The organism is Aestuariibius violaceus, assembly GCF_040779325.2.
In the GTDB taxonomy this organism is placed as follows: domain Bacteria; phylum Pseudomonadota; class Alphaproteobacteria; order Rhodobacterales; family Rhodobacteraceae; genus Aestuariibius; species Aestuariibius violaceus.
Window position 1 is genome coordinate 167,580 of the sequence record NZ_JBFONT020000003.1, and the last position, 9,883, is coordinate 177,462.

The 9,883-nt window shown below is 65.8% G+C and carries 12 protein-coding genes; 5 read left to right on the plus strand and 7 right to left on the minus strand.

Going from position 1 to position 9,883, the window contains the following annotated elements; genetic code table 11:
• Positions 1-13: 13 nt before the first annotated feature.
• Genes AADZ90_RS12860 through AADZ90_RS12870 form a run of 3 tightly spaced genes read left to right on the plus strand, consistent with a single transcriptional unit; the run spans position 14 to position 2,240 of the window.
• The gene (locus AADZ90_RS12860; protein WP_367310413.1) at positions 14-682 is read left to right on the plus strand and encodes a lysophospholipid acyltransferase family protein; all 669 of its coding nucleotides are present in this window, start codon (positions 14-16) and stop codon (positions 680-682) included.
• Positions 679-1,629: a phosphatidate cytidylyltransferase gene (locus AADZ90_RS12865; RefSeq protein WP_367310414.1), complete on the plus strand. Its 951-nt coding sequence runs from the start codon at positions 679-681 to the stop codon at positions 1,627-1,629. The genes AADZ90_RS12860 and AADZ90_RS12865 overlap by 4 nt, the downstream gene beginning before the upstream one ends.
• On the plus strand, positions 1,626-2,240 hold the full coding sequence (locus tag AADZ90_RS12870) for a CDP-alcohol phosphatidyltransferase family protein (RefSeq protein ID WP_367310415.1): 615 nt from the start codon (positions 1,626-1,628) through the stop codon (positions 2,238-2,240). The genes AADZ90_RS12865 and AADZ90_RS12870 overlap by 4 nt, the downstream gene beginning before the upstream one ends.
• A 116-nt stretch (positions 2,241-2,356) precedes the next feature.
• On the opposite strand, the gene AADZ90_RS12875 is transcribed toward AADZ90_RS12870, so the two are convergent.
• From AADZ90_RS12875 to pdhA, 6 genes are read right to left on the minus strand one after another with little or no spacing between them, the layout of a single operon-like run.
• The gene (locus AADZ90_RS12875; RefSeq protein WP_367310416.1) at positions 2,357-3,694 is read right to left on the minus strand and encodes a pyruvate dehydrogenase complex dihydrolipoamide acetyltransferase; all 1,338 of its coding nucleotides are present in this window, start codon (positions 3,692-3,694) and stop codon (positions 2,357-2,359) included.
• Between the two features lie 18 nt (positions 3,695-3,712).
• Positions 3,713-4,018 carry a hypothetical protein gene (locus AADZ90_RS12880; protein WP_367310417.1) on the minus strand — a complete coding sequence of 102 codons (306 nt, stop codon included), beginning with the start codon at positions 4,016-4,018 and terminating at the stop codon, positions 3,713-3,715.
• Positions 4,008-4,271 (minus strand): hypothetical protein, encoded by a 264-nt coding sequence (locus AADZ90_RS12885; protein ID WP_367310418.1) that lies wholly within the window; start codon positions 4,269-4,271, stop codon positions 4,008-4,010. Before AADZ90_RS12885 ends, AADZ90_RS12880 begins: the two co-directional genes overlap by 11 nt.
• A complete protein-coding gene (locus tag AADZ90_RS12890) occupies positions 4,268-5,644 on the minus strand; it encodes a pyruvate dehydrogenase complex E1 component subunit beta (RefSeq protein WP_367310419.1) in 1,377 nt (458 codons plus the stop codon). The genes AADZ90_RS12885 and AADZ90_RS12890 overlap by 4 nt, the downstream gene beginning before the upstream one ends.
• Before the next feature lie 16 nt (positions 5,645-5,660).
• Positions 5,661-6,227 (minus strand): hypothetical protein, encoded by a 567-nt coding sequence (locus AADZ90_RS12895; protein ID WP_367310420.1) that lies wholly within the window; start codon positions 6,225-6,227, stop codon positions 5,661-5,663.
• Positions 6,227-7,240, minus strand: a complete 1,014-nt coding sequence (gene pdhA / locus AADZ90_RS12900) for a pyruvate dehydrogenase (acetyl-transferring) E1 component subunit alpha (protein WP_367310421.1) — start codon at positions 7,238-7,240, stop codon at positions 6,227-6,229. The genes AADZ90_RS12895 and pdhA overlap by 1 nt, the downstream gene beginning before the upstream one ends.
• Before the next feature lie 244 nt (positions 7,241-7,484).
• On the opposite strand from pdhA, the gene AADZ90_RS12905 reads away from it, so the two are divergent.
• Positions 7,485-7,817: a hypothetical protein gene (locus AADZ90_RS12905; protein ID WP_367310422.1), complete on the plus strand. Its 333-nt coding sequence runs from the start codon at positions 7,485-7,487 to the stop codon at positions 7,815-7,817.
• On the opposite strand, the gene AADZ90_RS12910 is transcribed toward AADZ90_RS12905, so the two are convergent.
• Positions 7,814-8,113 (minus strand): FtsB family cell division protein, encoded by a 300-nt coding sequence (locus AADZ90_RS12910; RefSeq protein WP_367310595.1) that lies wholly within the window; start codon positions 8,111-8,113, stop codon positions 7,814-7,816. The genes AADZ90_RS12905 and AADZ90_RS12910 overlap by 4 nt on opposite strands.
• A gap of 101 nt (positions 8,114-8,214) precedes the next feature.
• Here AADZ90_RS12910 and AADZ90_RS12915 point away from each other — a divergent pair, with 101 nt between their 5' ends.
• Positions 8,215-9,789: an acyl-CoA dehydrogenase family protein gene (locus tag AADZ90_RS12915; RefSeq protein ID WP_367310423.1), complete on the plus strand. Its 1,575-nt coding sequence runs from the start codon at positions 8,215-8,217 to the stop codon at positions 9,787-9,789.
• The last annotated feature ends 94 nt before the right edge of the window (positions 9,790-9,883 follow it).

The following is a 9,883-nucleotide window of genomic DNA, read 5'->3' on the forward strand; positions in this document are numbered from 1 at the left end:
CCGCTCTCCAGACGTGACGAGAGAGGACGACCAGACGCCACGCCGCAAGGCCATGCGCCTGATCGCGCGCCCGCTTGGCCGGCTGATCGTCTTCTTTGCGCACATCATCACGGCGGTTCGCCCGGTTTGGCACGGAACCGGCCCGACGCGGGTGCAGCGCATCTACATCGCGAACCACACCAGCAACGGCGACTTCGTCTTGCTCTGGGCCGCGCTCCCGCCTTTCCTCCGCGCTGCCGTCCGGCCTGTCGCTGCCGCTGACTACTGGCTCAAATCGCCGCTCCGCCGCTTCATCGGCGAAGACGTGTTCCGCGCCGTCTTGATCGACCGCACCCATGAGAACCGCAGCGAAGACCCGATCGAGGTCATGGATCGCGCACTTGAAGCCGGCACGTCGCTTATCCTCTTCCCCGAAGGCACCCGCAACGATACCAGGGCCGATCTTCTGCCGTTCAAGCCTGGCCTCTTCCACCTCGCCGAGCGCCACCCGAAGGTCGAGATCGTGCCGGTCTGGATCGCCAACCTCAACCGCGCCATGCCGAAGGGAGAGATCATTCCGATCCCGGTGATCTGTTCCGTCACCTTCGGCGCGCCAATCCGGCTGGAGGAGGGCGACGACAAGCAGACCTTCCTCGACCGCGCCCGCGGTGCCGTCCTGATGCTCAAGGACAGTCCCGCATGACTGCGACGGTCGGTGCCGATCTCTGGCGTGTGCTCCTTGGCGTCTTCGCCCTCCTCGTTGTGGCGACAGCGATCGGGCGGGTCCTGCATGCACGCATTGCCGGACAAGGGGGGAGCCCCGTCATCGATAATCTCAACGCCCGGATCGATGCCTGGTGGGCGATGGTGGCGGCGCTGGCCATCGCGCTTCTCATGGGCCGGATCGGTGTGGTCCTGCTCTTCGCGCTCTGCTCTTTCGCAGCCCTTCGCGAATTCGTCACGCTTACCCATCGCAACCGGGCCGATCACTGGGCGCTCGCCGTGGCCTTCTTCGTCATCCTGCCGATCCAGTACGTGCTGATCTGGGCCGATTGGTACGGCCTCTACTCGATCTTCATCCCGGTCTATGCGTTTCTCCTCCTCCCCATCGTGTCGGTGCTTGGCGGCCGGACCGAGGACTTCCTCACCCGGATCGCCGAAACCCAGTGGGCGCTGATGATCTGCGTCTTCTGCGCCTCCCACGTGCCTGCACTGCTCAGCCTGCGGATCCCGGGTTACGAGGGGCGTTCGATCCTCCTCATCGTCTTCCTCGTCCTCGTGGTACAGATCAGCGACGTGCTGCAATACGTCTGGGGCAAGCTCTTTGGCCGTCACCCGGTCGCGCCCACGCTGTCGCCATCGAAGACGTGGGAGGGGTTCGTTGGCGGCACCTTCAGCGCAGCGCTCATCGGAGCGGCGCTATGGTGGATCACCCCCTTCACGCCGTTTGCCGCCGGACTGATCGCGCTCATCATCGCTCTGATGGGTTTTCTCGGCGGGCTCGTTATGTCGGCCATCAAGCGCGCCCACGGGGTCAAGGATTGGGGGCACTCCATCGCCGGCCATGGCGGCTTCATCGATCGGCTCGATTCGGTCGTCTTCGCCGCGCCGATCTTCTTCCACCTGACCCGCTACTGGTACGCCGCATGAATGCCGACCGCCGCCCGTTGAAGACCCGCAGCGCCCGCTGGGCGCAGGATCTCGCCCGCAGGCTTGCCGACAAGGGCGTCTCCCCCAACACGATCTCGGCCCTGTCGCTCGCCGCCGCAGCCCTCGGCGGAGCGCTCTTCTGGCTCTCCGCCCACGCGCTCCCCGCGCTGTGCCTGCTCGGCGCCGCGCTCTTCTGCCAGCTCCGGCTCCTCTGCAACCTCCTCGATGGCCTCGTCGCCATCGAAGGCGGGCGGGCCGCGCCCGACGGCCCGCTCTGGAACGAGGCGCCGGATCGCCCCGCCGACCTCCTTCTTCTGGCAGGGGCAGGGGCCGCGGCTGGCCTCCCCGCCCTCGGCTGGGCCGCCGGAGCGCTCGCCATCCTGACCGCCTATATCCGCGAGTTCGGCCGCGCCGAGGGCTTGCCGTCCGATTATCGCGGCCCGATGGCCAAGCCGCACCGCATGGCCGCCCTGACCGCCGGTGCGATCTTTGCCGCCCTGACCGGCTCGACGGTGCTTCTGACACTAACGCTCTGGATCATCGTCCTCGGCACCATCGCAACCGCCGTCCGGCGGGCCCTGACACTCCGGAACAGGCTGCGGATGCGGTGATCTGCCGGTGCGGCTTGCGCCGCGCGTGATGCTTTCGCGCTCAGGCCGCGCAGGCCTTCAAGGGGACGCTGTCCCCTTGAAAATCCCCTGAAGTATTTCCGGCAAGATGAGGAGGGTCAGGCGAGCATCACCATCGGGTTTTCGAGGTTGTTCACGACCGCCTGCAGGAACTCCGCCCCGAGTGCGCCGTCGATCACCCGGTGATCGACGCTGAGCGTCACCGACATGACGATCGCCGTCGTCAGTTCGCCGTCCTTGCCGACGACGGGCTTCTTCACCCCGGCGCCGACCGCCAGGATCGATCCGTGGGGCGGGTTGATGACCGCGTCGAAATTGTCGATCCCGTACATGCCGAGGTTCGAGATCGCGAAGCTGCCGCCCTGGTATTCATGTGGTGCCAGCTTGCGGTCCCGCGCGCGGGTGGCGAGATCCTTCATCTCGGCCGAGAGCGCCGAGAGCGACTTCATGTGCGCATCCCGCAGGACCGGCGTGAAGAGCCCGCCCTCGATCGCGACGGCCACGGCCACGTCCGACGGTTTCAGCTTCAGGATCCGGTCGCTCGCCCACACGGCGTTCGCATCCGGCACCTCCTGCAGGGCCAGCGCGCAGGCCTTGATGATGAAATCGTTGACCGACAGCTTCACGCCGCGGGCCTCCAGCTGCGCATTCAGGTCCTTCCGGAACGCCATCAGCGCATCCAGCCGGATATCCCGGCGCAGGTAGAAATGCGGGATCGTCTGCTTGGCCTCGCCCAACCGCGCCGCGATCGTCTTGCGCATCCCGTCGAGCGTGACCTCCTCGGTCTCGCGATCGGCGTACATCTTGAGGACGGCATCGGTCGACGGCCCGGTCGCCATCGCGGCCTTCGGGGCCTCGCCGGTGGCGGCCTTCGGCGCGTCCTTCGCGGGGGCCGCCGTCGACGGCTCGTAGCCTTCCACATCCGCCTTCACGATGCGCCCGCGGGGGCCGGAGCCCTTAAGGTCGCTCAGGTCGATCCCCTTGTCCTTGGCGATCCGGCGGGCCAGCGGCGAAGCGAAGATCCGCTCTCCATCGCCGCGCTCCGGGGCGGGGGCGGTCTGCGCCGCCGATCCGTTGCGCCCGTAACCCTGGGCGGGTTCCGTCTGCTCGGACGGCTCTGCCGGGGCCGCGTCGGTGGACGCCGGCGCCTCCTTCGGCTCAGCCGACACCTCACCGATATCGTCCGCACTCTCGCCGTCGTCGAGCAGCACCGCGATCGGCGCGTTCACCTTCACGCCCTCGGTGCCTTCGTTGACGAGAATCTTGCCGACAACGCCTTCATCGACCGCTTCGAATTCCATCGTCGCCTTGTCGGTCTCGATCTCGGCCAGCAGATCCCCGGACGAGACCGTGTCTCCCTCCTTCACCAGCCACTTGGCAAGCGTGCCCTCCTCCATCGTGGGCGAGAGCGCGGGCATCAGGATTTCAGTTGGCATTGGTTGGCTCCCCAAAAGTCAGCGGCGAAACCGCTTCTCTACGTCCGGCTTGAGAGACTTGCCGAGAACGGAGAAATCGGATGAATGAACATAGCCACGAAAGTTGCCGTGGCTGTCTGCGAAGGTATCCGGGTCGTCAACGATATCGGTTTCGTCCATGCCTCGAACAGTGAGACCCCCGCGGCTCTGGTCCTCAAGAGCGGCAAAGACGATGATCCGCTTGAACCACAGGGATTTCTCCACATCGTAGGCCGCCCACCAATCGCCGCCGGAACATATTCCGCGGAAGGAAGAACCTTCCAATGTCTGACCGTCAGTCGGCATTGGTCGGCTCCCCGATCAGGGTGAGAGTGTCATAGGGCGCGCGCGGTGTCCGGCCCTCCAGCCGAGCACGGGCGGCGCGGAGGATGGCGCGGCTGTCACGCGCGAGGTGTTCATGGACGGTCTGGTGCGACGGCCGCGTCCCCGCCAGCCGCTCGGGCAGCTCCACCTCGACCCGCCCGTCGGGCAGGTGGACGGCCAGCCGGTAGGTCTCGGCCCCGGCATCGCGGCCCAGAACCTCGATCTTGTGGGTCACTTGTAGGTCACCTTCCGCACCGCCTCGACCACTTCGTCTGTCGTGACCAGCGCGAGTTTCTCGAGGTTCGCCGCATAGGGCATCGGTACATCCTTGCCCGTGCAGTTGATCACCGGCGCGTCCAGGTAATCGAACGCCTCCTCCATCAGCACCGCCGAGATATGGTTCCCGATGGAGCCCACGGGCCAGCCTTCCTCGACCGTCACGCAGCGGTTGGTCTTCTTGACGCTCTCGATGATCGCCTCGCGGTCCATGGGGCGCAGGGTGCGCAGGTCGATGACCTCGGCCTCGATCCCATCGCCCGCCAGCCGCTCGGCGGCCTCCATCGCGTAGGTCATGCCGATCCCGAAGCTGACGATCGTCACGTCGGAGCCCGCCCGCGCAATTCGCGCCTTGCCGAAGGGGATGGTGAAATCGTCCAGCACGGGCACATCGAAGGACCGCCCGTAGAGGATCTCGTTTTCCAGAAAGATCACCGGGTTCGGATCGCGAATGGCGGACTTGAGCAGCCCCTTAGCATCCGCCGCCGTGTAAGGCATCGCGACCTTCAGGCCCGGCACCATCGAATACCATGCCGCATAGTCCTGGGAATGCTGCGCCGCGACCCGTGCCGCCGCACCGTTGGGCCCGCGGAACACCATCGGACAGCCCATCTGCCCGCCCGACATATAGAGCGTCTTGGCCGCCGAGTTGATGATCTGGTCGATTGCCTGCATCGCGAAGTTCCACGTCATGAACTCCACGATCGGCTTCAGCCCGCCGAAGGCGGCGCCCACGCCGAGGCCGGCAAATCCATGCTCCGTGATCGGAGTGTCGATCACCCGCTTGGCGCCGAACTCGTCCAGCAGACCTTGGGTGATCTTGTAGGCGCCCTGATACTCCGCGACCTCCTCGCCCATGACGAAGACGCCGTCATCGGCGCGCATTTCCTCGGCCATCGCATCGCGCAGCGCCTCGCGGACGGTCATCGACTTGACCTCCGTCCCCTCCGCCCAATCGGGGGAGCGGTCGACCTGCGGCTCGGGGTGGTTCTTCGCCGCGGCCGGCGCGGTCTCCGACGATTGTTCCTTGTCGGCCGGGGCAGGGGCCTGCGCGGGCTCGTCGGACACCTCGATAGCCGAGGCATCCTCGCCTTCCTCGACCAGAACGGCGATGGGGGCGTTTACCTTCACGCCCTCCGTCCCCTCCTGGACGAGGATCTTGCCGAGGATCCCCTCGTCGACCGCCTCGAATTCCATCGTCGCCTTGTCGGTCTCGATCTCGGCGATGATATCGCCCGATGAGACCTCATCGCCCTCCTTCTTCAGCCACTTGGCGAGCGTGCCTTCCTCCATCGTGGGAGAGAGCGCGGGCATCAGGATTTCAGTTGCCATTCGGTGTCCTCACGCGTCAGCGGTTTGCGGTCGCGGCCTGTCTGCACAGGGCCGCGAGATTTCGAAATGATGTGATCAGCGCCCGTTCCTGACGGGCCGTCAGCCGATCGAAAACGGGGATCTCGATCCGGTTCTCGTCATTCCGGATCGTGCATCTGTCCGCTGCGCAGGCCCCCTCGGCCTCGCCGCTCGCAATGGCGGCCCGCACTTCCGGGATCTCGGGTGAGCTTGCCACCATCGTCAGCGTCGTCTGCCACGCCGTCCGGTTTCCGGCGCTTTCCAGCACGACCTCGCGCCAGTCCTGGCCGTCGATGATCCGGATGGCATTCTGATCGATGTCCACCACACGCGCCATGGCCTGCGCGCTCAGCCGGTGACCGTCCGGCACGAGTTCGATCCCGACGCGGATGGTGCAACCGTCCTCATGGACACGGACCGAGGTGATCTCCTCGGTGTTCGAGCTGCTCCTGCCCGACCAATCCACCGCATTCTTGATCTGTGTCACCGTCTCTTCGATCGTCTGGGACGAGACAGGCGAGGCAAGACAAGCGGCCAGTGCGAGAGCCCCCGCTCTCAACACCATCACGCCACCTCCTGCGGCACTTCCTCCGCGTAGATATCGGTCCAGAGCTCGCTGACATCCGGCTCCGGGCTCTCCTTCGAGAACTCGGCGGCCTCGTTCACGATGTCCTTGATCTCCTTGTCGATCGCCTTGAGGTCCTCCTCGCTCGCGTGCTTTCCGGTCAGCAGCATCTGCTTGACCGCCTCGATCGGATCGCGCTCGTCACGCATCTTCTGGACCTCTTCCCGCGTCCTATACTTCGCCGGGTCCGACATCGAATGGCCGCGATAGCGGTAGGTCTTCACTTCCAGAATGTATGGCCCCTTGCCGGCGCGGCAGTGGTCCACCGCCTTCTGACCTGCGGATTTGACGGCGAGAACGTCCATCCCGTCGACCTCTTCTCCCGGGATGCCGTAAGCCGCCCCCCGCTCCCAGAGCGAGGGCGACTTGGTCGAGCGCTTGACCGAGGTTCCCATCGCATACTGATTGTTCTCGATCACGAAGACGACCGGAAGGTCCCACAGCTCGGCCATGTTGTAGGTCTCATAGACCTGTCCCTGGTTGGCCGCCCCATCGCCGAAATAGGTGAACGTCACCCGGTCGTTGCCGCGGTACTTGTCGGCGAAGGCCAGCCCCGCCCCGATCGGCACATTGGCCCCCACGATCCCGTGGCCGCCATAGAAATCCTTCTCTTTCGAGAACATGTGCATCGAGCCGCCTTTCCCCTTGGAAAAGCCGCCCTCGCGCCCCGTCAGCTCGGCCATGACACCCTTCGGGTCCATCCCGCAGGCCAGCATGTGCCCGTGATCGCGGTAGGTGGTGATGCGCTTGTCACCATCCTCCGCCGTGGCCTCAAGACCCACGACGACTGCCTCCTGCCCGATATAGAGGTGACAGAACCCCCCGATCAGGCCCATCCCGTAAAGCTGGCCGGCCTTCTCCTCGAACCGCCGGATCAGCAGCATTTCCCGGTAGTAATGCGTCAGCTCCTCGGCCGAGACATTGGGTTTCTTGGTCGTCTTGCGCGCAGCCATAGATGTCCTCCCCAAAGGCGGGCCGGGAATTGTTTAACGCTAAACCATCCCTAGCCCAGCCCTCGCCGGATTGCGACCCCCGAAATCCGCAAGGGCGTCCGGCTTGTTGGGGAACAAGCGCCAAACGCTCTTGTGGTTCCCGCCTCCCAATCGGAAACCGCCAAATTTCATGTCGACGCCCCAATGGCGCCGGATTCCGTCGTCACGTCGAAAGGGAACTCACCTTGTCGGAAAACCTCCTGAAATGCTTAGAAGCGCTCTTTACGCCATCCCATCCGCACTCGCCTTGATCGCAGTGCCCAAGGGGGCGCTTGCCTTCAACTTCGGCTTCGTCCGCGCCCCAGACTATATGGATCCGTATTTCGCTATCCTGCTGGTCTTCATGACGCCGTTCTTCCTGGCGCTCCTGATCGCCAAGCCGCGCGATGTCCCGTTTAACCGGCTGTACGCGAACGTTCACCGCCTCGGCATTGCGGGCAAGGTCTACTACTACACCTTCTATGCCAGCTTCATCGTGTTGATGCTGATGCTCTTTGCCGGAATGGGCCTGCAGCGTATGGCCGAGGCTGGCGTCTAGGGCAGCACGATCTCGTCTGCGCGCACCATGCCCAGCATGTCCCGCGCCTGTTCGTCCAGAAGATCGAGGTCCAGGTACTCATCCGACAGCCGGCGGGTCAGGATCTCCATCCGCGCCACCTCGGCCCGCAGGGCCTCCAGTTCGGTCTCAAGCTGAACCGCCTCCGCGTCGACCTCGGCCCGCTGGAACAGCCCGTAATCCCCCTGCACGGCGGCAAAGGTGAAATAGAGCGCCAAAAGAAGCGCCCCGATCGAATATAGCAAACCGCCGAAAGCCGGACGCTGCCGCCCACCCATATCACCCGTGCCTCTACTCACCGGGCCTCTGTCGGACCCGTGCCCACGCAGACTCGCATATCCGATTCGCTTTGGGAATCCCCTTTCGCTAAGATTCCCTTATGGATACGCACGATGTCTTAAACCAGCCGGAACGCGCCGATCCCCGCGACCCCTGGGCGGACGATCCGGTGCTGCAGGATCACCTGACAGCGCAGAAAGGCATCCCGCAAGAGGCGTTCGGCCGCGCCATCGTCGAACTCGACGCCTGGGCGCTGGGCGACGCCGCCCGCCGCCACCCGCCAGAGGCGCAGATCTTCGACCGCACCGGCCGCCGTCGCGACCGCGTCACCTTCCACCCGGCCTATCACCGCCTGATGACGCTCGGGCTCGAGGCGGGCTATGCCGCGGGCCCCTGGACCGGCGGGCGCCACACGACCCACGCCGCCCAGGTCTACCTGATGAGCCAGGTCGAACCGGGCATCTGCTGCCCGCTCACGATGACCTACGCCGCGATCCCCGCGCTCCACGGCCCGCTGGCCGAGGCGTGGGCGCCCAAACTCACCACCCGCGGCTACGACCCGTCCGAGAAGCCGATCGAGGACAAAGCCGCGGCCACACTCGGCATGGCGATGACCGAAAAACAGGGCGGCTCCGACGTCCGCGCCAACACAACCCGCGCCGATCCCGATGGCGACGCGTGGCGGCTGACGGGGCACAAATGGTTCTGCTCCGCGCCGATGTCCGACGGCTTCCTGACGCTCGCCCAGACCGACCACGGCCTGACCTGCTTCCTCGTCCCGCGCTGGCTGCCGGACGGCCCCAACGCCATCCGCCTCATGCGTCTCAAGGACAAACTCGGCAACAAGGCCAACGCCTCGGCCGAGATCGAATATGACGACGCGCTTGCCTACCAGCTGGGGGAAGAGGGCAGGGGCGTCGCCACCATCATCGAGATGGTGCATCACACCCGGCTCGATACCGCGATGGCGCCCGCCGGCCTCATGCGCGCGGCGCTGGCCGAGGCCCATTGGTGGGCCGCCCACCGCACCGCCTTCCAGCGCAAGCTGATCGATCAACCCTTGATGCGGTCCGTCCTCGCCGACCTCACGCTCGATTGGGAAGGCGCCACCGCCCTCGGCCTGCGCGTGGCCGCCGCCTTCGACGATCCCGACCAGCGCCCCTTCGCCCGCATCGCTGTCGCCCTCGCCAAATACCTCTCCAACAAGCGCTGCCCGGCCGTCACGGTCGAGGCGATGGAGGTGCTGGGCGGCATGGGCTACATCGAGGAAACGCCGATGCCGATGCTTTACCGTGAGGCGCCGCTCAACGGCATCTGGGAAGGCTCGGGCAACATCATCTGCCTCGATATCCTCCGCACCCTCCACCGCGAGCCCGACGCGGCCGAGGCGCTCACCGCCGAACTCGCCGCCGCCACCGGCGCCGACCGCCGCTACGACATCGCGCTCGAGGCGCACGAGGCGCGCTGGTCCGGCGGGATCGAAGAGGCCGAGGCGCGCCTCTTTGCCGAGCGCACCGCGACGCTCCTCACCGCCTCCGTCCTGATCCGCACCGCGCCGCCCGCCACGGCCGACGGCTATGTGGCGACCCGGCTGAACGCGGATCGCGGGCTGACCTCCGGGGCGGTGACCGGGCTCGATACCGGCGGTGTCCTCGACCGGCTCGGCCCGGTCTGACCGATCGATAAGGGACGACTTATGGGTTCGGACGACCTATAGGCGGCGGCTTATACATGGGGATCACCCATAAGCGGCGACTTATGAATTTTTC

Excerpts from the sequence above, each read along its gene's own strand:
- AADZ90_RS12865 (WP_367310414.1), top strand. The coding sequence starts at position 679 with ATGACTGCGACGGTCGGTGCCGATCTCTGGCGTGTGCTCCTTGGCGTC.
- AADZ90_RS12870 (WP_367310415.1), top strand. The coding sequence starts at position 1,626 with ATGAATGCCGACCGCCGCCCGTTGAAGACCCGCAGCGCCCGCTGGGCG.
- AADZ90_RS12875 (WP_367310416.1), bottom strand. The coding sequence starts at position 3,694 with ATGCCAACTGAAATCCTGATGCCCGCGCTCTCGCCCACGATGGAGGAG.
- AADZ90_RS12880 (WP_367310417.1), bottom strand. The coding sequence starts at position 4,018 with ATGCCGACTGACGGTCAGACATTGGAAGGTTCTTCCTTCCGCGGAATA.
- AADZ90_RS12890 (WP_367310419.1), bottom strand. The coding sequence starts at position 5,644 with ATGGCAACTGAAATCCTGATGCCCGCGCTCTCTCCCACGATGGAGGAA.
- AADZ90_RS12895 (WP_367310420.1), bottom strand. The coding sequence starts at position 6,227 with ATGGTGTTGAGAGCGGGGGCTCTCGCACTGGCCGCTTGTCTTGCCTCG.
- pdhA (WP_367310421.1), bottom strand. The coding sequence starts at position 7,240 with ATGGCTGCGCGCAAGACGACCAAGAAACCCAATGTCTCGGCCGAGGAG.
- AADZ90_RS12905 (WP_367310422.1), top strand. The coding sequence starts at position 7,485 with ATGCTTAGAAGCGCTCTTTACGCCATCCCATCCGCACTCGCCTTGATC.
- AADZ90_RS12910 (WP_367310595.1), bottom strand. The coding sequence starts at position 8,113 with ATGGGTGGGCGGCAGCGTCCGGCTTTCGGCGGTTTGCTATATTCGATC.
- AADZ90_RS12915 (WP_367310423.1), top strand. The coding sequence starts at position 8,215 with ATGGATACGCACGATGTCTTAAACCAGCCGGAACGCGCCGATCCCCGC.